The sequence below is a fragment of the Martinezella lusitana genome (assembly GCF_900094565.1).
Taxonomy (GTDB): Bacteria; Pseudomonadota; Alphaproteobacteria; order Rhizobiales; family Rhizobiaceae; genus Rhizobium; species Rhizobium lusitanum.
On sequence record NZ_FMAF01000004.1, the window covers coordinates 21,701 to 47,534 of the forward strand.

The window sequence follows — 25,834 nt, forward strand, 5'->3', positions numbered from 1 at the left end:
CGATGATGACCGAATCCATGGAAAGACCGGTAAGTGATCCGCATCTGCGGTCCGCGGGACTGCGAGGCGTTGCCGCTGATCTGTCATCGGACCAGCGGGCGTTCAAGAACGTCTCCTGGGGCAAGGCGATGATGTGGATCTTTCTCCTGAGCGACACCTTCATTTTCGGGTGTTTTCTGCTGGCCTACATGACGGCGCGCATGTCGACCACCGTTGCTTGGCCCAATCCGAGCGAGGTCTTCGCCCTGACGATCGGAGGCAAGGAAATTCCGCTGATCCTGATCGCCATCATGACTTTCGTCCTCATCAGCAGCAGCGGCACAATGGCCATGGCCGTCAACTTCGGATACCGCCACGATCGCCGCAAGACTGCCGCGCTGATGTTGGCGACGGCAGCCCTCGGCGCGACATTCGTCGGAATGCAGGCATTCGAATGGACCAAACTGATCAGGGAAGGCGTTCGTCCCTGGGAGAACCCTTGGGGGGCGGCGCAATTCGGGTCGTCCTTCTTCATGATCACGGGCTTTCACGGCACCCATGTTTCGATCGGGGTCCTGTTCCTCCTGATCATGGCACGCAAGGTGTGGCGGGGGGACTTCGATCAGGAAAGGCGGGGATTTTTCACCAGCCGGAAGGGTCATTACGAGATCGTGGAGATAACGGGGCTTTACTGGCACTTCGTGGATCTGGTCTGGGTATTCATTTTTGCATTCTTCTATCTGTGGTGAGGATGGCATCATGGCACAACAACAGGCGCATTCGGGACAACAGCATCCGATAAGACTTTATATGGTCGTTTGGGGGCTGCTTTTCGTCCTCAGCACCTTCTCCTACCTCGTCGACTACCTCGGCATCCAGAGCTATCTCAGATGGTCTCTGATCCTCCTCTTCATGGTCCTGAAGGCAGGGCTGATCGTTGCGATTTTTATGCACATGGCCTGGGAGCGGCTGGCGTTGATCTACGCCATCCTGCTCCCCCCAGTTCTCGTGCTTGTCTTCGCCGCATTGATGGTGTCGGAATCGCATTACACGTTGCTCACCCGACTGGCCTTTTTTGGGGGCGGTCCGTAACATGACAGACGATCCAACACACCCGTGACTGCCCCTAAAAAACAGTCTTGAATCCGATTTGTTCAGCTTTGGAAATCCCCGGAGTCCCCGTGACCTACGCGGCCACGTTGGACGCGGCCGACATCAAATCTTGCGCCGCCGGCACGCCGAACATCTGCCGACCGTTGTCGGCAACCTCCGTGAAGCACCACCTGACGACGCCATTGCGATCGAGCAGGAATTCGCCGACGAGCTGGCCTTCGCCGCCGGCGATCATCTGCCGGTCGTCCTCGGTGAATTCGTAGCCGTCGGCCTTGTCGAGATACTCGGTCGCAGCCATCACGCCCATCGGCTCGGGAAGTTCCTTCGGCATGTCGATCTTCATCGACGTCAGCACATCCATTCCCACCTTGTGCGGCCACGCGGTTTCAGATTCGGTGAATTCAACATTCGGCAGTCCGAATGCCCTGTGCGAGATACGGTCCGGATCGGATGCGGCCAACAGGTTGGGCAACGGATGATAGCGGAAATACAGACGTGCGCGCTCGATCGGCGTGTTGACAACGGTCAGGCTGTCGATGCCCAGCTCACGCAGGTCGCCGGCAAGGCTCGCCATGGACGTGATCTGGCGCCGGCAAAACGGGCAATGAAGCCCGCGAAACAGGCCGACCAGCACGGGCCTTTGCCCGCGAAACTCGTCGATTGAGACCTTCCCCTGGCGGGTAATTGCGTCAAGTACGACGTTGGGCGCGTGATCGCCCGGCTGCAGGGGCCTATCAGTGAAGCTGTCCGGCATGTCATCCTCCCTCTCCGAGCGCCGCCTGTTCAAATGATCTTGGAAACGGCGCTCCAGCTCTTCCAATCGAGGCGAAATCATTCGCCGCGGGTGATGCCGCCCGAACGCAATGGCTCTCGACGGCGGTCTTGAGCATGATGTCGAACTCTACGAAGCGGTTTCGCACGCCACCATGCGCTATTTCTTTCATTCCAGATCCGATGAGGATTTCGGGGTCCATTCGATCCCAAGGTCCCGTCGGCTCTAGTCGAGAAACGGCAACACGACCAACGCGCCCGGGTCGAGCTGATGTCGGCTGCACACCTCCTGCGCTAGGGCAAAATACCGCTCGGCCTCGGCCATGTCGTCGTGTTCGAGATTCAATGTCGCCAGGCCATCATAGCATGGAAACAACAGTTGCGGCTCGCCAATTTCACGAGCCAGGTCGAGGGCCTCCTCGTAATACCTGCGGGCTAGATCCGGCCGGCCGTGGCATTGGTGGATTTGCCCGAGCACGATCAACGGCACTGCGAGATGGTCGCGCTGATCAAGAGCGCGGTCGATCTCGATCGCTTTCTCGGCTGCGGGGATGCCCTCCCCGGCGCAATTGTCGGTGAAGGTGCAGCAGGCAACGGCAAGATTGGCGAAGAGGCGGGCCTGGAAGCCGAGATCGCCAATGCGGATGGCGACCTCCAATCCGCGCCGGCACACGGCGATCGCTTGCTTGGGGTCCACGATCGTGTAGAGCACGCCGAGATTGGAATAGGCACGGCAGGCGGCGCTCAGCAGACCTGCAGCCTCGGCAACCACAAGGCTTTTCTCGACGGCTGCCACGGCGTCGCGATGACGGCCAAGTCTGGCCAGCGCCACGCCTTTGGTGTTCAACGCCTCGGCACCGGCCCGTGCTGCCTCGAGGCCCACGGGGCTCGAGGCCTCTGCGGATACGGCGCCGAGGCAAATCAAGGCTTCGTCCGCCCACTGCGCCGCAACCGCCTGGTCTCCCATCCGGAAGGCGAGGTGGCCGCGCTCCTGCAGCAGATGCGCGCGCTCGATCGGCTCGTCGGTGCCGTCGAGCAGGCCGGCAGCCTCGGCGAACAAGGCATCCGCCAGGTCGCGTCGACCGGTGTCGAGGTTGAGACGTCCGAGCTTGCGCAAGATCCGGGCGGCAGCGGCCCGGTCACCGGCAGCACGATGGACGGCCAGCGCAAGGCCGTAGTGATCACGAGCAGCATCGCGCTCGCCGTTGGGGCCGCAGAGATCGGCCAGCCGCTCGTCGAGCGCCGCTTGTTCGGGCATCCTCTCCGGTTGCTCGGGGAAGGCGGCGAGCGCCTGGCGATAGAGTCGCATCGCATCGTCATTCGCATAGATCTTGCGGGCCAGATCGCCGGCCGCCATCAGATAACCGGCGCCCTTGCGCGTTTGAGCGGCCTTGCAGAAATGATGGCCGAGCTGCGCCAGGTCTTCCAGCCGGTCCGGTGCCCTACCGTGCAAACGCTCCAGGCTGCTGCCGATGCGACCGTGCAGTTCCTTGCGGCGTTCGAGCAAGAGGTTGTGGTAGATGACATCGTGCAGCAGCGTCTGCGTGAAGCGATAGCCGGGCGACGATTGCGCCGAGGTCTCGGCTACCTCATCGATAATCTCGGCCTGGCAAAGGAAATCGAGCCTGGTGTCGAGCGATGCCGGGTCCGCCGCGATGGCGCCGAGGAGCTTTTTGTCGAAGCGCGGGCCGATCGCCGACGCCTGCTGCGCCAGCCGCCGCACCGCGGGCGGCAAGCGGTCCACGCGGGTCAGCAACATCGCCTGCAGGCTCATTGGGATCTCGTTGCCGATATCGGCGGCTGTCGCGCTCCAGCTTTTGCCATCGAAACGCAAGGCTTCGGTTTCGATCAATCCGCGGACGATTTCCTCGATGAACAGCGGGTTACCGCCAGCCCGATCGAGAATCCGCTTGCGCGTTGCGGCCGGGATGCCGTTCGCCCCACGGAAGAAGGCCTTCAGCAGTCCTTCGCCATCCTGATGGCGCAAGGGAGCAAGGCGCAGGAATGTCAGGCTGGTGCGGTTCGATTCAAGCCCGTCGCTTTCAAGCGTCGGCCGACAGGTCGTCAGCATCATCAGCCGGCTGCGTTCCAGCCGGTCGAGCATGAATCGCAACGCCACCAGCGATGCCGCGTCGGCCCAATGCATGTCCTCCACGATCAGCAGCAGCGGGCTGCGGGACAGGCGCCGCTCGAAAATCGTCCTTGTCGCATAGAGGATCTGCCGCCGCAGCTGTTCGGGCTCGACATGCTTGAGTGTGCCGCTCGGGTCGCCTAAGCCCAACACGTGGAAGAACAGAGGCGTCAGCCGGGCGACATCCTCCACGCCGAAGCCGAGTTCTCCAAGACCGGCCGCGAGCAGCTCTTCGGTTCTCGCCGCCGTGTCCCGTTCTGCAATGCCGTACGCGCTGCGCAGAACAGCGGCCAAGGCGCCATAGGATTGTTCGCCGAGAGGGGAGCAGATCGCGCGCCGCACCACGACCGCCTGAAAGCGCTCGTCCTGTGCCGCCGCCTCGACGAAATCGTCGACAAGCCGCGATTTGCCGATACCGGCCTCACCGATCAAGCGGACGAGTTGGGCGTTGCCGTTGCACGCAAGATCGAGGCAGCCGAGCATCCGCGCAAGCTCCGAGTCCCGCCCGATCATCGGCGCCTGGAGGCCATAGCTTTCGAGGCCGCGTGCCGTGTTCGGCGCCTCCAGGGGTGCAAGCAGGCGGTGGACGAGCACGTTGCCGCTCTTGCCCCGCAGGACTTGAGACCCGAGGCTTTCGAATGCGAAGCCATGACGGGCGAGGCGGTGCGTCAGGGGGCCGACGAGGATTTCATCCGGTCCAGCCATGGATTGCAGTCGCTGGGCCGTGTTCACCGTATCGCCCGTCACGGAATAGGAACGGGCGTTGGCGGCGCCGAAGCCGCCGGTCACCACTGGCCCGGTGTTGATCCCCACATGCAGGCGCAACGGTACGCCGGCGCGAGACTGCCAGCGATCCCCGACGCGTCCCGCCCGCACGATCATGTCGAGGCCGGCGCGCAGCGCCCGTTCCGGATCGTCTTCATGAGCAACCGGCGCGCCGAACAGGGCAAGCAATGCATCGCCGACGAACTTGTCAACGAAGCCGCCGTAGCTTTCGACCGCCTCGGTCAGCTCGTCGAAGAGTTCGTTCTGCAGAGCTCGCATGACCTCGGGGTCGAGCCTCTCGCTCAGCGTGGTGAAACCGCAGAGATCCGCAAAGAGAACGGTGAGCGGGCGCCGGTCGGCTTCCGTGTCGGACGCCGCCCGTTGCGGGGGACCAACGGACGAGGTAGGAATTGCGACCTCGGCAGGAACCACGGATTGCGCGCGTGCACCACCGGCAACGGCGTTGCCGCATTTCGGGCAGAAGGCAAAGTCCGGCAGGCAAGCTTGGCCGCAGCTGGCGCAAGAGATCGGCTGCCTTGCCCCGCATTTCGGGCAAAACGCAAAGCCGCTCTCAATCGCAAAACCGCAGGCGGAGCAGTCCATCGAAGCCAATCTCCCGAAGACCCACCGAGCGCCGGCTCAATTCCTCGGCGCCTCGGGCTGGCCTACGTCTGCATCGAGAATGAACCTCCAGCGTCGGGCTGGCAAGGATCCTGTGATGTTGTTGTGCGTGCGCGACCTGAAGGACATGATGGCCGAGCGCTGCATCGGCGTCGATCATTCGGATCCATCCCTGGGTCGTGCACTTTGCATCCCTGCTGCGAATGTGGGGGGCGGGCGTGGAGACGCGGTTGCCGAGGTGATCGCCAGTGAAGGCATGCCGGCGAAGCTGACGCGTCACGGCATCTGCGACGAATACAGCTTGATGGCGCCGCCACCCCATCTATATGCCCAGTATGAACAGGACGCCAAGGACATCCGGCAACGTGCCGCTCGACATCTTGAGAGAGCTGCGTAAAGTCGGCAAAACTTGGCAAGCACTGCATTTGATGAAGTCCGGCAAGGCTCTGGCAAACAGATTGCCGCCGCCCGGTTCATAATAGGCTCCATGGAACTGGAGCGCCCAGAGGAGGAAGAATGCTCTCTCATCTCAATGACTCATCATTGTTCCGGCAAGCTGCCTTGGTCGGCGGCGAGTGGATCGAAGCCGATCCGCTGGTTCGAGCTGATGATGGAAAACCAGGATGATCTCGGACGCATCCTGACAGCCGAACAAGGCAAGCCGCTCGCAGAGGCCAAGGGCGAGATCGCCTATGGGGCGAGCTTCATCGAATGGTTTGCCGAAGAGGCGCGCCGCGTCTATGGCGATATCATTCCCGGCCACCAGAAGGACAAGCGCATTCTTGTCATGAAGCAGCCGATCGGCGTCGTTGCCGCCATCACCCCCTGGAACTTCCCGAACGCCATGATCACCCGCAAGGCCGGTCCGGCCTTTGCCGCCGGCTGCGCCATGGTGCTGAAGCCGGCCTCGCAGACGCCGTTCTCGGCGATCGCCATCGCCATCCTTGCTGAGCGTGCCGGCCTGCCGAAGGGCCTCTTCAGCGTGCTCACGGGTTCGGCGCGTGCCATCGGCGCGGAGATGACTTCAAGCCCCGTTGTGCGCAAGCTGACCTTCACCGGCTCGACCGAAGTCGGTGCCGAGCTCTACAAGCAGAGCGCGCCGACCATCAAGAAACTCGGGCTGGAGTTGGGCGGCAACGCGCCTTTCATTGTCTTTGACGACGCCGATCTCGATGCCGCCGTCGAAGGCGCGCTGATTGCCAAGTTCCGCAACAATGGCCAGACCTGCGTTTGCGCCAACCGCCTCTATGTTCAGGACGGCGTCTACGACGCCTTTGCCGACAAGCTCTCGAAGGCCGTCGCCACGCTGAAGACCGGCAACGGTTTCGACGAAGGCATCAATCTCGGCCCGCTGATCGACGAGGCGGCTCTCACCAAGGTCGAGGAGCATGTCGCCGATGCGCTCGCCAAGGGCGGCCGCATCGTTGCCGGCGGCCATCGGCACCAGCTCGGCGGACGCTTCTATGAGGCGACCGTACTTGCCGACGTCACGCCGGCCATGGCCGTCGCGAAGGAAGAAACCTTCGGGCCGGTCGCTCCCCTCTTCCGCTTCAAGGACGAGGCCGATGTGATCACCCAGGCCAACGATACCGAGTTCGGTCTCGCCTCCTATTTCTACGCCAAGGACCTTGCCCGTGTCTTCCGGGTCGCCGAGGCACTGGAATACGGCATGGTCGGCGTCAATACCGGGCTGATCTCGACTGCCGAGGCCCCCTTCGGCGGCGTCAAGCTCTCCGGCCTGGGCCGCGAGGGCTCCCGCTACGGCATCGAGGAATTCATCGAAATCAAATATGTCTGCCTCGGCGGCATCGCCTGAATCTAAGGCTGGCTAATCTTCACCCGCAATACGGCTCGAAATAGCTTCCAACCGCCGGGATCGTGGCACTTTTGGATGCTTTTTCACAACGAACCGGGCTCGGTCCTTTTAGGGCAGGCTCGCCATTTTACTCGGGCACTGCTTGAGCCGCTCGACGAGCCAGCGGCCGGCAGGCCCTGGCGGTGCGGATGTCGGATAGACGGCAGACATCGGCAAGTTGAGACTGCCCTGCGGCACGTCCTCGATCGACAGCTCCACCAAACGGCCTTCGCGATATCGCGCTGAACGGTATGCAGCGGCATGCCGCCCCAACCCAGCCCATTGAGAAGAAAAGCGTTCTTGGCGAAAAGGTCGGCGAGGCGCCATGTCGCTGACGACATGACGCCGAACTCGCGACCCGCCGACAGCTCTGATCTATCGGTGAGAACGAGGTGGACGCATCGTCGATCCGAAGGATTTGGCCACTATCCGGGACGATGTGCCGGGTCGTTTCCGAAAAGGCAATCAGTCGTTAAACTTTTATGTAAATTATAAAACACTAATCAATGCGGGCATTCTATTTTGAGCGTGTCTGGCCGATACAAGTTCGGCGGCATCATGATTGTGCCTAGGCGCCCTTAAGCAGGGTTGCCTCAGTCGGCTGCACTTTTGACCGGATAATCTCAAAAGAGGTCCAGGTGTTTTCCATGCCTCTATCAGGCTATTTTCGCGCAGCCACAGCCGTGCGCGTGCACGACACTCTGTATATGTTCGTTGACGGAACCATTGTCGCTCGCGCGGACAATTGGCGACCGCTCGGCAAAACCCACGATAAGCGCCGTGCCTTCGGTCACTCCTCATATCGCGGCGAATTGGTACCGGTCTATGACTTGGCGGTCATGCTGGGCCGGGAGCCCTCGAACAGTTGTCAGATCGTCATCGTGAAAATGAAGGAAGGATATGTTGCGTTTGTGGTTGACGAATATATCGGAAGCATTTCGGCCGTCGACGACACCATCCGTCTTTCGCACCTCGACATTTTCCACCGCGTGCAAGAGGCGGCGTGAGGCCGCCTCGGCAACTACCGACGCGCAGGCGGCCGAGCGGTGGGCTCTGATATCCGCGACTTGAGCGGAGATGAGCTTGGCTAGCGCCAGGCACCATCAATCGGGAGCTCTGTCAAACACGAAGGGTCTGGCTTCGGGCAGATCCAACTTGGCGTGTTACCCTCTGGGGCGGCGATAGGACGCGCCTATATGCCGATCCGGCAACCGGTCGCCTTCGCTAAAGAGTTTTCGCCGAAGCGCGCCTTCCGCATAGGCTGTCTTGTAGATACCGCGATCCTGCAGGGCCGGCACGACGATATCGATGAAATCCTCGAAGCTTTCCGGCACTACGGTGCGGGTAAGATTGAAGCCATCGATTTCGCCCTCGTCGATCCATGCCGAGAGCTCGTCGGCGACCGTTGCGGCATCGCCGACAACAACCGGATAGCGACCACCGATGGCGAGCTCTTGCAGCAGCTGCCGCTTCGTCCAGCCGCGCTGCTGCGCGATTTGCGTAGCCGACTGGCTGGCGTTGGACGCTCCGTAGGCGATGGTCTCATCAAGATCGTAGCGCGAGAAATCGATGCCCGTGCTCGCCGAAAAATGTGCAAGACCCGCCTCCGGATTGGCGTAGCGCACATACTCGGCATGTTTTTCCTGCGCCGCGGCGGCAGAATGGTCGGTTATGACGGTCATGCCGAGAAATATCTTCACGTCGTCAGGCTTTCGTCCGGCAGCTGCGACCGCTTCGCGCAATGTGCGGGTGGTTGCGCGCGCCGCATTCTTGTCGGTCGCGGTGATGAAGATGCATTCGGCATGACGGGCGGCAAACTGCCGACCGCGACCGGAGGTACCGGCCTGATAGAGAATCGGGGTGCGCTGCACCGACGGCTCGGCGAGGTGATAGCCTTGTGAGCGATAGAATTGCCCTTGATGGTCTATCGGATGGACCTTTGTCGGGTCGGCATAGACACGCTTCTGCTTATCCGCCAGAACCGCATCGTCCTCCCAGCTACCCTCCCAGAGCTTGTAGAGGACGGTGAGATAGTCATCGGCGCGATCATAGCGGCTGTCATGCTCGACTTGGGCGTCCAGGCCCAGTCCTCGCGCTGCACTATCGAGATAGCCGGTAACGATATTCCAGCCTATGCGCCCATTCGTCAGGTGATCGAGCGTCGACATGCGTCTGGCAAAGATATAGGGCGCATCGGCGCTGGCATTGACGGTAACGCCGAAACCGAGATGTTGCGTCACCGCCGCCATCGCGGAAACGAGCAACAATGGATCGTTGACCGGCAGCTGGATGGACTCGCGCAATGTCAGATCGACCGAGCTCTGGTAGACGTCATATACGCCGAGTATGTCGGCGAGGAATATGCCGTCGAAGAGGCCGCGCTCCAAGGTCGTGGCGAGCGAGGTCCAGTAATTCAATGTCTTATAGTGATCGGAGTGATCCCGTGGGTGAGCCCATAATCCGTGATTGATGTGACCAACGCAGTTCATGTTGAAGGCGTTGAGCAGGATCTGTTTCTTCTTGGTCACCATATTGTCCGTCATTCCGATCTGGATCGCCGCATGGCGCGGGTCTCTTCTCGGCAATCGCTAGCGTCTTGAGGAGCGGCTCGCTTTATGTCTTGTTGGCTGGTGCCAATTGCCCGAGTTTGCCGGTAAGGAGAGCGTTGCATAAGTTTTGGCATCAACGGCTTTCGAATAAAGATATCCTTGCGCCAGCTTGCATCCCATCTCTTTCAACAGCGCAGCGTCCACAGATGTCTCGACACCTTCTGCGATCACATCGATATCCATACGTCGTGCGATGCCGACCATTCCTTCGACGATTGCAGCAGCACCGTTGTCACTCTGCATTAGCTTGGTGAATGATCGGTCGATCTTGATGATGTCAACCTTGACCTTCAACAGGTGTGAAAGCGCCGCATATCCCGTCCCGAAGTCGTCGAGAGCAATCTTGAAGCCTATCGCCCTCAGATCGATGATGGCGTTGCGAATAGATTCCGCCCTTTGTTCGAGATAGACGGTCTCCGTCACTTCGACGATTACTTTTTGCGGCTCAAGCCCGGCCCGATCAGCGAAACGCAATAGTCGTTCCTTGAGAACGCCTGCCTGAAAATCGGCCGCGGTTACGTTGATGGCAATGTGGCCGATGTCAATGCCTCCCCTGCGCCAGCCGACGAGATCGGACACCATCTGATCAAGCATGCGACTCGTGATTTCCGAGGCGATATGAGCATCATGCATCGCCTCAAAGAATTCGGCGGCTGATGCGTGGCTTCCGTCAGGCCGTCTGATGCGACAGAGCGCCTCTGCGCCGACAAACGTCCCGGTCTCCAGGTCCACGACAGGCTGATAAAACGGTACGATTCTGTTCTCTGCGAGAGCGAGCGTAACATCACGGATCGCGTCAAAGCGGGCGGTGATTGCCGTTGCAACCGTATCGTCGAAGATCTGAAACAGTCCCTTCGCGACGTCCTTGGCATGATAAAGTGCAATGTCCGCTTGATGTCGCGTAACATCCATTCTCATGCCTGCCTGGCACAAGGCTCCGCCGGCGGTCGCGAGCGGCAGCACGGTGTGCCCGCCGCAGCATGCCGGCGCCTTGAGAACCTGGAGGCATGCTTCAGCTACCTGCCTGAGGTCGTTGGCGTTACGGGCCCGGCATATAATTGCGAACTCATCGCCTCCGACGCGGAACAGACGGTGGGCAACGCCTCGCAATCTTACTGCCACTTCCTTGATCAAATCGTCGCCGGCGCGATGGCCAAAGGTGTCGTTCGTAAATTTCAGATTATCGAGATCAAGCAGTATGAGGCCCAGCCCGTCTCGGGTGGTCTGGCTCGCATGGCGATCGAAGGCCGCTCTGTTCGGCAGGCCGGTCAAAACATCGTGGTAGGCAAGCCGATGCCGCTCCATCGCTCGAGTATGACGCTCTATGGCAATGGCACAGAGATGAACCGAGGCTTCAACGAGCTTCTCTTCCATCTTGGATGGGCCGCGTGCCTCCTCATAATAAAAGGCAAAGGTGCCAACAACGGCTCCATCACTCTTCTTTATCGGGCTCGACCAGCACGCTCTATAGCCGAGCGGTTCGATCAAATCCCTGAACGCCTCCCACTTTTCATCCAGGAAAACGTCATGGACCGCCACTGGTCGCCCAAGATATGCGGCTGTTCCACAGGAGCCTACATTTGGGCCGATTTCGACACCGTCGAGGGCGCGCGTATAGGCCGCCGGAAGCTTCGGACCGGCGAGCGGACGAACTACACCGTCCTCCACGAGCAAGACCGAACAAGCGATACCAGGAACCTGCTCTTCGATCAGGCGGCACAGACGGTCAAGCGTGGTATCCAGTCGCCGACCGGAAGCAATCATCTCAAGTATTTGGTTCTGCAGCTTGACGAGCATCGGGGGCGTTCCTCCACACAATCCAATACAGCCAAAGCCTTAAGCCGCTGTAGATCGAGAGGTTAGTATTCTACCTATCCGTTCGTTTCTCAGCGTTCGTGCGACAAGGTACAGGAGAGATCTAGACGCCCAAATGTTCGGCAATGCAAGCAGCAGCAACGGATCCGGCACTGCCGGGCAGGACCCTCGACGATCGATAGAGTCCAATGCTCGATGCGCGGATACATCCCGCTGTTTTATCTCCGTTGACATTTGCTAAGCTACGCTTACTATTAGCGTGCTGAATTTGATTAACCTCCAGTCCAGCAGAAGGCGGCCCAGTTATTTCCCTAAACTGGACCGCTTTTGCTTTTTATTGGATGCCTCCCTGCCCTACCCGGCAACGCTGCACCCGTGCGCGAGAACTGATCTCGGCGGCGACCGTCTTTGAAGCGTCAATGGTGCTTGAAAGCCGACTCGGAGAGCAGGGGGAAGTGAGCTGGATCTTTGGCTCCATCGGCTCAACGCCGAGATCGTGGCGGTCTCTGCCGACCATAGCCCTAGCCAAGCTGACCAGCGAGCCCTTGCCGTTCAAGGGCAATGATTTTTCCGAAACAGACATTCGAGCGGCAACAGAAAACAACCGCTGGCATCCTGCCATCGGAACACATCACGACTGCGGCGCGTGCGACGCCCATCGAACGCTTGCCGGCTCCGCGGTTCTCTATTTTGATGCGCGAAATACGGCGATTCAGGCTAGCGCAACAAATCCCGCATACTTCTCTGCGATAGCCTTGCTTAGAATGGAAGAATAGACCGCGTGATTTTGGTCGCTGGTCGAAACGCGACCATAGGACGGTTTCTCAAAGGTCGATATCGGCAACAGGGCCAGTGGCGTTGAGACAGGAGTGAGGTGGGAGCCCTGCCCGGCGCGCAACGTCGTCAGGAGACCGAACATCTCGCCGGTGATGCTGGGGCGGGACAATATCGCCATACGATACTGCCCGGACGAATTCGTGACGAGATAGATATGCCCCGATAGATGCGGAACCGATACCGAGCCCTGCTGTGAAAATGAGGCGTCGCTGCGCTCGCGCTCCCTGAAACTCAGGCGCGTGCTTTCGCTATCCCAGGCGATCTCGGTGCAATAGGCAAAAATCGCATTCTGATCCCCGAAGGATGGCCGAAGCGTGAGATAGACCCCCTCGAGCCATGAAACCGAAGCACGCGAATAGGCACCAAGCTCTTCCGGGGCATGCCCGGACTTCTCGTTGCCCGATGCCGGCTGCGCTCCTGCCGGCTCGCGCAAAACAACGCCCATCGCTTGCTCCAGGCGAATGATGGTCGCAAGCGTGAAAGGGCGATGTCCGGAAAGAGCCTTCTCCAATGTCGAAAGACTGATGCGTGCATCGTTGGCCAGGCGCTGCCTGGAAATGCGCCGTCGGGCAATTTCTTCGCGAACCCGCGCCGCCACGGCACTATTTTGACTGTCCGACAAATACGGGTCGCCCTGGACCATTCGTTCATTTCCTGATTGCGTAATTTTCTTCACAATTCCACACATACCCGCCACCGACAATACCGTTTACGGCAAGATGCGGACGAAACAGGGCAAAGCTTACGCTGGCAAGAAAATAGCCTTTATTCACAATGGCTTCTGTCATTCCACAGCGAATAAGGAGCCTGTCATGTCAGCCTCGCTAAGCATTTCATCTCGCCGACACCGGGAGACTGTCCTCACAAGATTCGGCCAGCTATTATGGTTCAGCCATGCGATCCTGCTGCCGGTGCTTGCGGTCATCTTCGCGCTGCTGCACCCCTTAGAGTCACATGCTCAGCCGGCAGCATTCGTCACGCCGAACGAGGTGGGTGCAGGCAGCCTGCTCCTTCAGGCGACGCAAGCCGGGCAGTATGTCGAGGCGCCGCGGCTTGCGACCGATGTCGACATCGACGTCAATGGTCCGACGGCGCGGGCGGTTCTGACGCAGGCTTTCGAAAACCCGAGCGACAAGTGGGTCGAAGCCCTCTATGTCTTCCCGCTTCCGGAAGATAGTGCCGTTTATTCCCTCAAGATGATCGTCGGCAATCGGGTTGTTGTCGCCGACATCAAGGAAAAGCAGGCGGCGCGCGCCGTCTACGAGCAAGCCCGCAGGCAGGGCAAGAAGGCGGCTCTCGTGGAGCAGCAGCGACCGAACGTGTTCACCAACACGGTCGCAAACATAGGTCCCCATGAAAAGGTCGTCGTCCAGATCGAATATCAACAGGCGGTGCGCCTGACGGATGGCCGCTTTTCCCTGCGGGTTCCGCTGGTCGTTGCGCCGCGTTACTCCCCGCAGGATGCCTCTGCCATCACACAGCATGCTGACCTGAAAGCCGGCTGGGGACGGACGGAGAACAGCCCATCGCGCAACTCCGCCGATACGCCCGTCTCTGCGCCGTTGATGGCACCGGGCAGCAACCGCACCAATTCTGTCACGCTGAAGATCAATCTCAATGCCGGTTTTCCGGTTGACGATGTCAAAAGCCTCTACCACACGGTCAAGATCGATAGGCTGAACGATACTGCGCGGCGGATCGTTCTTGACGGTGACGCGACGGCCGACCGCGACTTCGTGCTCGAATGGAACGCCATCGCGAGTAATGTGCCGAGCGTCGGCCTGTTTCGCGAGCATGTCGGCAAGGATGATTACGTGCTCGCCTACGTGACGCCGCCGGCAGTGACGACACCGCAAAAGGCCGGCCGAGAAGTGGTCTTCGTCATCGACAATTCCGGCTCCATGGGCGGTACCTCCATCGAGCAGGCAAGGGCGAGCCTCGACTACGCTCTGTCCCGGCTCGAAACGAATGATCGTTTCAACGTCATTCGTTTCGACAATACGATGACCAAGTTCTTCCCGGATTCGGTCATGGCGACGGCTGACAATGTCGCCGCGGCACGCCGCTTCGTTACCGGCCTGGAGGCTGCCGGCGGAACGGAAATGTTGCCGCCGCTCCATGCCGCGCTCGATGACAGCCATCAGGCGGGCGGATTGCGTCAGGTCGTTTTCCTCACCGATGGCGAGGTCAACAATGAGCAGCAGCTTCTCGATGCGATCGCTGCATCGCGCGGACGCTCGCGCATTTTCATGGTCGGCATCGGCTCCGCGCCCAACACCTATCTGATGAGCCGTGCCGCTGAACTTGGTCGCGGCAGCTTCACCCACATCGGATCAGTGGCCGAGGTGAACGAACGCATGCGCGCACTCTTTGACAAGCTGGAGAACCCTGCCGTCACCGATATAGCGGCGGTCTTTCCGGAAAAGAATGTCAGCCTGTCGCCGAGCCTCCTTCCCGATATCTATCACGGTGAACCGCTTGTCTTGGCTGCCCGTGTGGGGAAGGCAGAGGGCACTTTGACCGTCAGCGGGATGGTTGGCGATCGTCCGTGGACACTTTCGCTGCCGCTTGACCAGGCAAGCAGTGCCAAGGGCATTTCCAAGATCTGGGCGCGTCGCCAGATCGATGATGCGGAGGTCAATCAGACCCTTGGCAAGATCACGCAGGCAGACGCCGACAAGCGCATCCTTCAACTGGCCCTGGAGCATCACCTGGTCACGCGCCTGACCAGCCTTGTTGCGGTCGATACCAAGCGTCTGCGCCCGACAAACGCACCGCTGGCTGAGGCCAACATTCCATTGCAGCTTCCCGCCGGCTGGGATTACAAGACGCTTCTCGGCATCGGGACTACCCGCGATGCGAACGTGGACACCAAGCGCCATCAGGCCGCCGACAAGCCACGCAGCCTCGACGGCGATGCGGACATCGAGGCGATCTCGGCACCGGCTTCGGCGAATGTTCCGCTGCCACAGACCGCAACGCCCGCGACGCTTCTCATTCTTCAAGGGTTGTTTACTCTGTTGCTCGGCGCTTCGCTTCTGGCCTGCGCGTCACGAAGGAGCAAAGCATGAACACCGGTACTCGCCAAGCCTTGGGGAGCGCGCCAGCGCGCTCCCTTTCCGCCTTCGCAGCATGCATCCTCATCGCGACAGGTCTGTTCCTCGCGGCCCAGGGAGGATGGATATATGCCAAGGCGGGTATTGCGCAGATCCTGCTGGAGCGCGCCTTTGCGCAAACCCTCACGTCAGGTTCGCCGGTCAAACCCTGGAGCTGGGCCGACACCTGGCCCGTGGCTCGCATCAAGGTTCCACGGCTTGGAGCTTCCGCGATAGCGCTCAAGGGTGCAAGCGGCCAGGCGCTGGCCTTCGGTCCCGGCCATCTCGACAATACGCCGGAGGCGGGCGAGGAGGGCACGGCGGTCTACGCCGCACATCGTGACACGCATTTCGCCTTCCTGAAAAACATAAAGGAGAACGATCGCATCCGCATCACGCGCAGTGACGGTCAGGTTTTCACGTTCCGCGTCACCCGCATGGCCGTCGCGCGTTGGGATGAAGCTGAGATCGACCCGAACGCGCGCGGCGTTCATCTCGTTCTCACGACGTGCTTTCCCTTCGATGCCATGACATCGGGTCCGCTGCGCTATCTGGTTTATGCCGATCTTGACCATACTGCCGCGCCGTCTGTCGACTAGAGAAAGGCCGTGCACGGGTCGAGGCGACGCCGTATGTCGCAATCAAATGCTCGCGGACTTTGTCTCGACGATCGAGTTCGCGATTAACCGCGCCTCGATACCTATCTGGCGTAGGAGGCCCGTTGTGGCGGCATTGAAGCCACAGAAATACAAGCCATCCTTTGCCGGGTGTAGCTCGCTCCTTGCCGGCTTGCCCCCATCTGGAAGTCGTTCAGCCAGGTCGGGCAATAGCGTGTCGAGAGACGGCGTGTAGCCCGTCGCCTGCACAATCGCATCGAATTCCGCGGATTGGCCGTTCGTGAAGAGCACGCTCGAACCGTCCGATATTTCGATGCTGGGGAACACCTTTATCCGGCCATCTCTCATCTTTGCAATCGTACCGATGTCGATCAAGGGCGTTCGGCCTCGCTCTATCATCGTGGTCAGAGGTCCCTGCTTGGAGCGCGTGAGCCCCATTCCCTCGATATCGCGGTAGCGCAAATGCAGAAGAGGCGCATTGACTGCATCGACCAATCTGTACGGCAGGTGTTGTTGAGCAATGGCGATTGTCGCGGTCGACACGCCGAACATTTCCCTCGGAACGATATTGACCGGACCGCGAACCGACATGGCGACCTCAAGACCCGCTTCGGCGCATTCGAGCGCGATCTCTCCCGCCGAGTTTCCAAAGCCGACCACCAGTATTCGACCTGCGTTGAGGTCAAACGCATTCCGGTATTCACAAGAGTGGATGATATTCCCCTTGAACGTGTCCTGGCCAGTCCAGTGTGGTCGGACTGGCGAGTTTGACAGTCCGGTAGCGATTATGACGGTTCTCGCTTCGAGTACATCGCCGTCCGCGGTCTCGACGATCCAATTCGCTTTCTTGCGAACGCATGTGACCATCTTTCCAGCAATTACGTGAAGGTCATTCGCACGCGCGTAGTCCTCGAGGTAGTCGATGATCTGCAGTCGTGACGGATACTTTGGAAAACCCGTCGGCATCGGCCTTCCCGGAAGTGCCGAGTGCCTTTTTTCCGTATGTAGATGGAGCCGATCGTAGTGCCTTCGCCACGAAGCTGCGAGCTTGTCAGCGGCTTCAAGGACGACCGAAGGACAGCTCTTTGCGCGAAGTGCCGAGGCACATGCCAGCCCCGCCGGGCCTGCACCGATGATGATTGTCTCCTCGATAGCCATGCACAGTTCCTCCGTATGAGTCCTTGCACTCATCGTCGGAGGCTACATCATCGTCTGAGTACCAGACAGGGGTTCCCATGACCGCCGCGCAATGTGCTCTCCCGGTGCGGATCGCCGGCAAGGTCCACGGCATCAGCTATCGCGGCTGGACACGACGCCAATGATCATGGCGGTGACAGAGAGGATTCCATTGCTGCGCCCAAAGACAAGACTTGTTCGTCCGCAAAGCGTCGGCCGACGATTTGAAGCCCGACCGGCAAGCCGTTGGACGCGCGTCCGGCAGGCAGCGATAGAGCGGGAGGCTGGGGCAGCAGGTTGAATAGACAGGTCATATCAAGGCCCGCGAAGCTGCCGTCCGGCAATGTCGCGACATAGTCGTCGTCGCATTCGTTCAATGGTGGAGCGGTGATCGAGCAGGTCGGACACAGCAGCGCGTCGTAGCTTTCGAAAAGCTTTGCCATATCCCGCCACATCGAGGTGCGGAGCAGCTCCACTCGCTTGTAGTCCCGGTCAAAAGACGCGTAGTCAGCGCAGGGCCAATCCCTTGACGCGTTTGCACTTATCCGAGGGATCGGCGCATCATCGAACGAGCAATCAGATTTTGATGCAGCACGCCGCAAACATATGAACGGCGGAACCCGAAGCACTAGAGGGTAAATGCATCGCCCGTCTCCTGCCAACCGCAAAGCAGCGCGAACAACTCCTCGCGATCCTTTTGGTCGAGGCGCGGCAATCCCGGAACGCGGACTGGGCCGACATCAAGGCCGGAATAGGTGACCGCCTCCTTGACGACCGTGACGTTGGCGCCGTTGCGGAACTTCGTGCGCATGCGCTCGAAGGGCTCGAGCTTGTTGACGATCGCGCGCGCACCGGCGAAATCGCCTTTGGCCAAAGCCGCATGAACTGCGAGCGACAGTCGCGGCGCGACGTTGACGAGGCCGGAGGTGAAGCCGCGCGCTCCCGCCGCCGTAAAGCTCGGCGCCCAGCTTTCGGCGAGGCCGCAAACGAAGAGCGCGCCGTTCGGATCGGAAGCTGCAATCGCCCTTGAAAGCAGCATGAGATCCGTCGTGGCGAATTTGATGCCGACGATGTTGCCGTGACCGGCCAGGCGAACCATGTCGTCGACGCTGAAGCCGTCGGCACGGACATAGGCGACCAGCGGCAGCGGCGAGGCTTCCGCCAGGTTGCGAAAATAGTCGATCTGCGAAGCAGGGGCGGCGAAAGGGTCCACCGGCTGATGAGACATGACGGCGGTGGCGCCGATCGCGGCCGCGTCCTTGGCCATGCGGATCGCCTCGTGCAGGGAGCGGCCGATCGCCGCCGTCACCGGCGCCTTGCCGTCGACGCCCGATATGGCAGCTTCGTGGACGCGGCGGATCTCTTCCGGCGTCAGCGCATAGAACTCGCCGGTATTTCCAGCCGCGACGATATTGTGAATGCCGGCGACGGCAACCCGCTCATAGACCTTGGCGGTCACGCGTGGCTCCACCTCGCCGTTTCCATCATAGGCCGTCACGGGGACTCCAGACACACCGGTCAGCGCCTGGCGCATGATTGCAATACTCATGGTCCTACCCTTTACCTCTTCATCGTCAATCGAAGCTCTAAGGGGGCGTCAACCGCCTCACCTTCCTCGCTTCGAACATCCCATCAAACGCCCTGGAACATACGGGCGCGTGCATTCAAAATATGCCTCTTCATGGCGTCATGGGCCTCGGCCTCCTGCCGTGCGAAAATCGCCTCCACGATCACCGCATGCTCGTCCTGCACGCTGCGGATCTGCTCCGGCGTGCGCTTGAGGCTCAGACTGCGCGTCACAGAGTGCCCGATGGCGAAATGCGGCTTGAACCATTCGCGAACGGTAATGTGAAACTGATTGCCGGTCGCGATCGCAATGGCATCGTGCAGCCCCTGATCCTCCTCGGCACCAAGCCTGCCTTCACCAAGACATTGCTCAAGCTTCTGGAGCGCCGCTGTGATGCGCTCTTTATCGGCAGGCTGCCAATTGCGCGCGGCAAGCTCGGCTGCCTCCGCTTCAAGCCCTGCCCGGAATTCGAAGAAGCGCTGGACATCCGCGAGCGACCCCACAGGCACCATGTTCAACACCGACGAATCCGGTCGTTGTCGAACGTAGGAACCTGATCCCTTACGAGAGACGATCAGGCCGTCGGCACGCAGACGCTCCAGCGCATCGCGCACCACGGGCCTTGACGCGCCGAAGGTTTCGGCAAGCTTGGCCTCGGACGGCAAGCGCTCGTTCACCGGAAATTTGCCATCGGCGATCATGGCGACGATCCTCTCGTAGATGATGTCGCCAAAACGGGTCGGGCCCGCGCTGGAATCGTTGGCGACCGAGAGTGTCATTATCGTCCTTCTTGATGTTGCCGGATGGCAAGCAATAGCGCACTTCCTGCGCGTTAGGGCTATATAATCTGTAAATATCTGTCAACTCTTGTAATTATCTGAGAACGAACTTATGGTCGTGCCGCTGCGCCAGGACGGTGCATTGCGACGGGTTGGGAGCTTGTCGCGCCGGTTCAGACAAAGTCGGGCCGGCGTTCAACGGGAGGGATTCGATGCGCGATAAGATATTGTCTCGCGGTGTGAGCAGGCGTGCTGTTCTTGGAGGCATGGCGGGTATGGCAGCCTTGTCTTTAGCTGGCCGCGTCAGCGCCGCCGATGGCGGTGAAGCTCCGGCACTGGCTGATCTGGTCAAGGCAGGCAAACTGCCGCCACTCGCCGACCGGCTGCCGAAAAAGCCCATGGTCGTCACCCCTTACGAAAAGGTCGGAACCTATGGTGGCACGCTGCGGCGCGGCCTCAGGGGCTCGTCTGATCATAACGGCATTCTGCGCATGGTGGGCAACCAGAGCCTGGTGCGCTGGAACCTCGATTTCACCGAAGTCCTGCCCAATCTTGCCGAACGCTGGGACGTCAATGCCGACGCCTCGCAGTTCACCTTCCACCTGATCCAGGGTGTCCGCTGGTCGGACGGCCATCCGTTTACCGCCGACGACGTCGTTTTCGCGATCGAGGATTGCGTCAAGAACACAGATCTTTACAGCGCGACGCCGGCACAACTCTCCGTCGCCGGCAAGGCCGTTGATGTCACGAAGATCGATGATTATACGGTGAAATTCACCTTTGCGGCGCCAAATGCGCTCTATCTGGAAAACCTGGCGACCCCGCTTGGCCAGCATCCGACACTGTTTCCCAAGCACTATTGCAGCCAGTTCCTGCCGAAATACAATCCGAATGTCGCTGACGACGCCAAGAAGGCAGGTTCCAACAGCTGGCCCGAACTTTTCCGCGCCCGCTGCGGCGATATCGAGATCCCGTCGCGCTGGGGCAATCCGGACAAGCCGACGCTCGATCCCTGGGTCGTCAAGGAACCTTATACCGGCGGCGCCACACGCGTCGTCATGACCCGCAACCCGTACTTCTGGCAGGTCGATACATCAGGCAACCAGCTTCCCTATGTCGATGAGATCAACTTCGGCATCTCACAGGATGTGGAATCGCTGATGTTGAACGTCATCTCCGGCAAGATCGATATTCAGGAGCGTCATATCAGTGTGCTCGCGAACAAGCCGACGCTGTCGCAAAACATGAAGAAGGGCGACTATCGCCTTCTAACCTTGATCCCTTCGACCTCGCAGCAGTGCCAGATCTACTTCAACATCACCCACAAAGATCCGGCCATGCGCAAGATGTTTGCCGACAAATCGGTCCGGCAGGCGCTCTCGCTCGGCATCAATCGGCAGGAGATAATCGACATCGTCTATTTCGGCCAGAGCCAGGGCTATCAGGCCGGCCCCCGGCCTGAGCATCCCTGGTACAATGAAAAGCTGGCACGTCAATTCACCGACTACGATCCCGACAAGGCCGGCGCCATGCTGGATCAGGCCGGCTACGGCAAGAAGGATGCGAACGGCTTTCGCCTGCGGCCCGACGGCCAGAAGATCTTCTTTGCCGTCGACGTCATTCCGACCCTCTATCCCGACCTTGTCGACGCGCTGGAACTCGTCAAGGCGCATTGGGCGCAGATCGGCGTCGACATGAAGGTCAATACGATCGAGCGGGCGCTGTATTACACGCGCGGCGACGACAATGCCCATGACGCCCAGGTCTGGCCAGGACCCGGTGGTCTCGATCCGATGCTCGATCCGCGCGATTTCTTCGCCTTCCATCCGCAAGGCTCGCGCTACGCCATTCCTTGGTCGGTCTGGTACACCTCGAACGGCAAGCAAGGCGAAGAACCGCCGGAAAGCCAGAAGAAGCGCATGAAGCTCTTCGACGAAGCGCGCTCGACGGCTGATCTCAATAAGCGCGGCGCCGTCATGAAGCAGATCTTCGACATCGCCGCAGATGAATTCGAAACCGTTGGGCTTTGCCTTGCCGTCGGCGGCTTCGGCATCATCCGCAACAATCTGCGCAACGTTCCGGAAAAGCAGCCGGACAGCTGGTCATGGCCCAATCCGGGACCTGCCATGCCACAGCAGTTCTTCTTCACCAGCTGATCGGACTGATCAAGCGCCGCCTTCCGTGGGCGGCGCTTTCCTTCGTGCGGCGCTGCCTGCGACCGCGCTCAATGCGAGAGATTGCTATGCTCGTCTTCATCGGAAAACGCCTTTTGTGGATGATCCCATCCCTTTTTGCCATCAGCTTCCTCGCCTTCGTGCTGATCCAGCTGCCGCCCGGCGATTATGTGACGACCTATATCGCCACCCTCGCCTCTTCGAACGAGGTCGTCGACCAGAACACGGCAGCACAGCTGCGCGAACGCTTCGGTCTCGATCAGCCGATGCTTATCCAATATCTGAAATGGATGTGGGGCATTCTTTCGCGCGGCGATTTCGGTATTTCGTTCGAATGGCAGCAACCGGTCTCCGGCCTCATCTGGGAGCGCATGGCGCTGACGCTCATACTGGCGCTCGCCGCCCTGATCGCCACCTGGGCGATCGCGCTACCGATCGGCGTCTATTCCGCAGTCAAGAAATACTCGATCGGCGATTACCTCTTCACCGCCTTCACCTTTCTCGGCCTTGCCATCCCGTCTTTCCTGCTGGCGCTGGTGCTGATGTATGTCGCCGCGGTGGAATTCGGCCAGGATGTGGGCGGCCTGTTTTCCTCCGAATACGAGACCGCGCCCTGGAGCATCGCCAAGATGCTGGATCTGCTGTCGCATCTCTGGCTGCCCGTCATCATTCTCGCCGTCTCGTCGACCGCAAGCCTCATCCGCGTCATGCGCGCCAACATGCTCGATGAGCTGCCGAAGCCCTATGTGACGACGGCGCGGGCAAAGGGCCTGTCGGAGTTCAGGCTTCTGGTGAAATATCCCCTGCGCATCGCGCTCAACCCATTCATCTCGACGATCGCCTGGCTGCTGCCCAATCTCATCTCGGGGTCCGTCGTCGTCGCAATCGTCCTTAACCTGCCGACGGCAGCACCGCTGCTGCTACAGGCCCTGATGGCACAGGACATGTACCTCGCCGGCGCCTTCGTGCTGTTGATCTGCGCGTTGACGCTGGTCGGGTCGCTGATCAGCGACATCCTGCTTGCTCTCGTCGATCCCCGCATACGGTTGGAGTAGGAGCAGCCCATGGCCGACATCGCCGTCACAAACCTCCGCCCTGATCGTGCTGCGGTGGCATCGCAATGGCAGCTGATCTGGTGGGCATTCCGCCGCCACCGGCTCGCCATGGTCGCTCTCATCGTCACAGTACTGATGTACATCGTCGCCCTCGTGCCAGGGTTTTTCGCCATCAACGATCCCACTCTGCAGAATGCGCGGGCAACCTTCCATCCGCCGCAGAGGGTGCATTTCATCGACACCGACAACGGCTTCTCCCTCGGCCTGCATTACTATCCGCTGAAGCTTACCCGCGATCCGGAAACGCTCGCGGCGATCTTCAAGGAGGATACGACCAAGCGGGTCTCCATCAGCCTGTTTGGACGCGGCTACGACTATTCGGTGCTGGGCCTCTTTACGACAAACATCCATCTGCTCGCATCCTCCGACAAATCGACGCCTCTGCTGCTGTTCGGAGCAGACCGGCTCGGGCGTGACGTCTTCAGCCGCACGATACAGGGCGCGCAGATTTCGCTGTCGATCGGCCTTGTCGGTGTATTTTTCTCGCTGTTGCTCGGCATCGTTCTCGGCGGCATCTCAGGTTATTACGGCGGAAAGCTCGATTTCTTCATCCAACGCCTTATCGACTTCGTGCTGTCGCTGCCGACGATCCCGATCTGGCTCGCCATGGCTGCCGCACTGCCGCAGGGCTGGCCGGCCGCACTTCAATATATGATGATCACCATCATCCTGTCGCTGACGGGCTGGGCGCAGCTTGCCCGCGTCGTGCGTGGCCGTTTCCTGTCGCTGCGCACCGAGGAATTCGTGGCAGCCGCCAGACTGGACGGCGCGAGCGAAGGACGCATCATCTTCCGCCACATGCTGCCGAGCTTCGCCAGCCATATCATCGCCTCCATCACGCTTGCCGTGCCGGCGATGATCCTCGCCGAAACATCCCTCTCCTTCCTGGGGCTCGGCCTGCAGCCGCCGACCATTTCCTGGGGCGTGTTGCTGCGCGAGGCGCAGAACATCCGCTCGATTGCCACGGCGCCATGGCTGTTCCTGCCCGGCGTCGCCGTCGTCGTCGCCGTCATGGCGCTGAACCTTCTTGGCGATGGCCTGCGCGACGCGGCCGATCCCTACAACAAATGAGGCGGGTATGACCGATATCGTTTCCATGGCCACCACCCGCCCGCTGCTGCAGGTCAGGAACCTAACCGTCGACTTCCCTTTGCGAACAGGCACCTTTCGCGCAGTCGACAACCTCTCCTTCGCCATTGAACCGGGCAAGACACTGTGCGTCGTCGGCGAAAGCGGCTCCGGCAAGTCGGTAACCGCACGCTCGATCCTGCAGATCGTCGATGCTCCGGGGCGCATCAGCAACGGCTCGATCATCCTGAATACCGCGAACGGCACCTCCATCGATCTCGTCAAGCTCAATCCGCGCGGCCGCGAGATCAGGGCAATCCGCGGGCGCGACATCGCCATGATCTTCCAGGAGCCGATGGCCTCGCTCTCGCCGGTCCACACGGTCGGCGACCAGATCATGGAAGCGCTTCGCCTGCATACGAGAATGAGCAAGAAGGAGGCCCGCGCCGAGGCGATCTCGCTGCTGAAACAGGTGGAAATCCCGGCACCGGAAAAGGCCATCGACCGCTATGCCTTCCAATATTCCGGCGGCATGCGCCAGCGCGCGATGATCGCCATGGCGCTCGCCTGCAAGCCGCAGCTTCTGATCGCCGACGAGCCCACGACTGCGCTCGACGTGACGACCCAGGCCGAGATCCTCGACCTGATCGCCCGCCTGCAAAAAGCCTATGGCATGGCCGTGCTGTTCATCACCCATGACATGGGCGTCGTTGCCCAGATCGCCGACGATGTGCTCGTCATGCATAATGGCCTCGTCAAGGAGTACGGCCCGGTCGAACAGATTTTCCATGCGCCGAAGGACGACTATACGCGCATGCTGATCGGCTCCGTCTTGAAGCTCGAGGAGAAGGCCGAAATCCGGCTGGCGCGGCCACCGCTCGACCGGACCGTCGCCCCCATTCTCGAACTGCGCAACGTATCGATGGCCTTCGGCGAAGTCCGCGCCCTGAACGACGTCTCGATATCGCTTCTGCCGCGCGAAACGCTCGGGATCGTTGGCGAGAGCGGTTCCGGCAAGACGACGATGGGGCGCTCGATCATGCGCCTCATCGACCCCAGCGCCGGAGAAATCCTCTATCGTCGTACGGATGGCGAAGTCATCGATCTGGCAACGGCCAGGGGATCCGCGCTTGCGGCGGCGCGACGCGAATTGCGCATGGTCTTCCAGGACCCGTTCGGCTCGCTCAATCCGCGCATGACAGTCGCGCAGATCATCGGCGAACCGCTGCTCGTCAACGGCATTGCCCGCGGCCGGGCGCTCGATGAGCGGGTCTGCCACCTGATGGAGCAGGTCGGTCTCGACCCGAAGACGCGCGAGCGCTATCCGCATGCCTTCTCCGGCGGGCAGCGCCAGCGCATCGGTATCGCCCGCGCAATTACGCTCAACCCCCGCATCATCGTCGCCGACGAGGCGACGTCGGCGCTCGATGTCTCCGTCCGTTCGCAGGTGCTCGATCTGCTGATGCGGCTGCAGGATGAGCTCGGCCTCGCCTATATCTTCATCAGCCACGATATCGGCGTCATCCGTTACATGTGCGACCGCGTCGGGGTGATGTACAAAGGCCGCCTTGTTGAGGTCGGCGATGCCGAGAAGGTCTGCAACGCCCCGGAACACGCCTACACCCAGGCACTGATATCGGCCATCCCCCGCCCCGATCCGCGCGATCGGGATCGCTCAGGACGCTTCCGCTATGTCGAGCCGGAAGTCCTGAAAAATGGAAGCTTGGCGTGATGATGATCAGTCGGG

The 25,834-nt window shown here is 60.5% G+C and carries 20 protein-coding genes and 1 pseudogene; 11 read left to right on the forward strand and 10 right to left on the reverse strand.

Annotated elements, in window-relative coordinates; translation table 11 throughout:
- Nucleotides 1-5 precede the first annotated feature (5 nt).
- Both GA0061101_RS09485 and GA0061101_RS09490 read left to right on the forward strand, forming a co-directional pair.
- On the forward strand, nucleotides 6-728 hold the full coding sequence (locus GA0061101_RS09485) for a heme-copper oxidase subunit III family protein (protein ID WP_037200512.1): 723 nt from the start codon (nucleotides 6-8) through the stop codon (nucleotides 726-728).
- A 10-nt stretch (nucleotides 729-738) separates the two neighbouring features.
- Nucleotides 739-1,071, forward strand: a complete 333-nt coding sequence (locus tag GA0061101_RS09490; protein ID WP_092573563.1) for a cytochrome C oxidase subunit IV family protein — start codon at nucleotides 739-741, stop codon at nucleotides 1,069-1,071.
- A 94-nt stretch (nucleotides 1,072-1,165) separates the two neighbouring features.
- On the opposite strand, the gene GA0061101_RS09495 is transcribed toward GA0061101_RS09490, so the two are convergent.
- Both GA0061101_RS09495 and GA0061101_RS09500 read right to left on the reverse strand, forming a co-directional pair.
- Nucleotides 1,166-1,846, reverse strand: coding sequence for a peroxiredoxin-like family protein (locus GA0061101_RS09495; RefSeq protein WP_037200486.1), 681 nt, complete (start codon nucleotides 1,844-1,846; stop codon nucleotides 1,166-1,168).
- Nucleotides 1,847-2,089: 243 nt separating this feature from the next.
- Nucleotides 2,090-5,362 (reverse strand): adenylate/guanylate cyclase domain-containing protein, encoded by a 3,273-nt coding sequence (locus GA0061101_RS09500; protein WP_092573564.1) that lies wholly within the window; start codon nucleotides 5,360-5,362, stop codon nucleotides 2,090-2,092.
- A gap of 115 nt (nucleotides 5,363-5,477) precedes the next feature.
- Between GA0061101_RS09500 and GA0061101_RS09505 the strand changes: the two genes are divergently transcribed.
- Entirely contained in the window at nucleotides 5,478-5,777 is a 300-nt protein-coding gene (locus tag GA0061101_RS09505) for a hypothetical protein (RefSeq protein ID WP_092573565.1), read from the forward strand.
- A gap of 12 nt (nucleotides 5,778-5,789) precedes the next feature.
- Nucleotides 5,790-7,196: an NAD-dependent succinate-semialdehyde dehydrogenase gene (locus GA0061101_RS09510; RefSeq protein ID WP_376774269.1), complete on the forward strand. Its 1,407-nt coding sequence runs from the start codon at nucleotides 5,790-5,792 to the stop codon at nucleotides 7,194-7,196.
- A gap of 108 nt (nucleotides 7,197-7,304) precedes the next feature.
- Here the strand turns inward: GA0061101_RS09510 and GA0061101_RS40050 are convergent.
- Nucleotides 7,305-7,633, reverse strand: a pseudogene (locus tag GA0061101_RS40050) (LysR substrate-binding domain-containing protein); the annotation flags it as partial.
- Between the two features lie 249 nt (nucleotides 7,634-7,882).
- Between GA0061101_RS40050 and GA0061101_RS09520 the strand changes: the two are divergent.
- Nucleotides 7,883-8,242 carry a chemotaxis protein CheW gene (locus GA0061101_RS09520; RefSeq protein WP_037200491.1) on the forward strand — a complete coding sequence of 120 codons (360 nt, stop codon included), beginning with the start codon at nucleotides 7,883-7,885 and terminating at the stop codon, nucleotides 8,240-8,242.
- Between the two features lie 156 nt (nucleotides 8,243-8,398).
- Here the strand turns inward: GA0061101_RS09520 and GA0061101_RS09525 are convergent, their stop codons facing one another.
- The 3 genes from GA0061101_RS09525 to GA0061101_RS09540 all read right to left on the reverse strand — a co-directional run bounded on the left by GA0061101_RS09525 (nucleotide 8,399) and on the right by GA0061101_RS09540 (nucleotide 13,139).
- Nucleotides 8,399-9,766 carry an LLM class flavin-dependent oxidoreductase gene (locus GA0061101_RS09525; protein WP_047638591.1) on the reverse strand — a complete coding sequence of 456 codons (1,368 nt, stop codon included), beginning with the start codon at nucleotides 9,764-9,766 and terminating at the stop codon, nucleotides 8,399-8,401.
- A gap of 57 nt (nucleotides 9,767-9,823) precedes the next feature.
- On the reverse strand, nucleotides 9,824-11,641 hold the full coding sequence (locus GA0061101_RS09530; RefSeq protein WP_052224164.1) for a sensor domain-containing phosphodiesterase: 1,818 nt from the start codon (nucleotides 11,639-11,641) through the stop codon (nucleotides 9,824-9,826).
- Between the two features lie 730 nt (nucleotides 11,642-12,371).
- Nucleotides 12,372-13,139, reverse strand: a complete 768-nt coding sequence (locus tag GA0061101_RS09540; RefSeq protein WP_047638533.1) for a helix-turn-helix domain-containing protein — start codon at nucleotides 13,137-13,139, stop codon at nucleotides 12,372-12,374.
- 169 nt (nucleotides 13,140-13,308) lie between these two features.
- Here GA0061101_RS09540 and GA0061101_RS09545 point away from each other — a divergent pair, with 169 nt between their 5' ends.
- On the forward strand, nucleotides 13,309-15,567 hold the full coding sequence (locus GA0061101_RS09545; protein WP_047638532.1) for a marine proteobacterial sortase target protein: 2,259 nt from the start codon (nucleotides 13,309-13,311) through the stop codon (nucleotides 15,565-15,567).
- Nucleotides 15,564-16,190 carry a class GN sortase gene (locus GA0061101_RS09550; RefSeq protein WP_081999524.1) on the forward strand — a complete coding sequence of 209 codons (627 nt, stop codon included), beginning with the start codon at nucleotides 15,564-15,566 and terminating at the stop codon, nucleotides 16,188-16,190. The genes GA0061101_RS09545 and GA0061101_RS09550 overlap by 4 nt, the downstream gene beginning before the upstream one ends.
- Nucleotides 16,191-16,232: 42 nt before the next feature.
- On the opposite strand, the gene GA0061101_RS09555 is transcribed toward GA0061101_RS09550, so the two are convergent.
- From GA0061101_RS09555 to GA0061101_RS09570, 4 genes are all read right to left on the reverse strand, one after another.
- Nucleotides 16,233-17,366 (reverse strand): flavin-containing monooxygenase, encoded by a 1,134-nt coding sequence (locus tag GA0061101_RS09555; protein WP_092573566.1) that lies wholly within the window; start codon nucleotides 17,364-17,366, stop codon nucleotides 16,233-16,235.
- Nucleotides 17,367-17,530: 164 nt separating this feature from the next.
- Nucleotides 17,531-18,013 (reverse strand): amidase family protein, encoded by a 483-nt coding sequence (locus GA0061101_RS40745; protein WP_280951428.1) that lies wholly within the window; start codon nucleotides 18,011-18,013, stop codon nucleotides 17,531-17,533.
- Nucleotides 18,013-18,933 (reverse strand): dihydrodipicolinate synthase family protein, encoded by a 921-nt coding sequence (locus GA0061101_RS09565; RefSeq protein ID WP_092573568.1) that lies wholly within the window; start codon nucleotides 18,931-18,933, stop codon nucleotides 18,013-18,015. The genes GA0061101_RS40745 and GA0061101_RS09565 overlap by 1 nt, the downstream gene beginning before the upstream one ends.
- A gap of 83 nt (nucleotides 18,934-19,016) precedes the next feature.
- Nucleotides 19,017-19,730: a FadR/GntR family transcriptional regulator gene (locus tag GA0061101_RS09570; protein ID WP_047638529.1), complete on the reverse strand. Its 714-nt coding sequence runs from the start codon at nucleotides 19,728-19,730 to the stop codon at nucleotides 19,017-19,019.
- Between the two features lie 212 nt (nucleotides 19,731-19,942).
- On the opposite strand from GA0061101_RS09570, the gene GA0061101_RS09575 reads away from it, so the two are divergent.
- From GA0061101_RS09575 to GA0061101_RS09590, 4 genes are all read left to right on the forward strand, one after another.
- Nucleotides 19,943-21,886, forward strand: a complete 1,944-nt coding sequence (locus tag GA0061101_RS09575; RefSeq protein ID WP_047638528.1) for an ABC transporter substrate-binding protein — start codon at nucleotides 19,943-19,945, stop codon at nucleotides 21,884-21,886.
- 86 nt (nucleotides 21,887-21,972) lie between these two features.
- A complete protein-coding gene (locus tag GA0061101_RS09580; RefSeq protein WP_037193131.1) occupies nucleotides 21,973-22,959 on the forward strand; it encodes an ABC transporter permease in 987 nt (328 codons plus the stop codon).
- A 9-nt stretch (nucleotides 22,960-22,968) separates the two neighbouring features.
- The gene (locus GA0061101_RS09585) at nucleotides 22,969-24,090 is read left to right on the forward strand and encodes an ABC transporter permease (protein WP_047554862.1); all 1,122 of its coding nucleotides are present in this window, start codon (nucleotides 22,969-22,971) and stop codon (nucleotides 24,088-24,090) included.
- 7 nt (nucleotides 24,091-24,097) lie between these two features.
- On the forward strand, nucleotides 24,098-25,819 hold the full coding sequence (locus tag GA0061101_RS09590) for an ABC transporter ATP-binding protein (RefSeq protein WP_092573569.1): 1,722 nt from the start codon (nucleotides 24,098-24,100) through the stop codon (nucleotides 25,817-25,819).
- Nucleotides 25,820-25,834 lie beyond the last annotated feature (15 nt).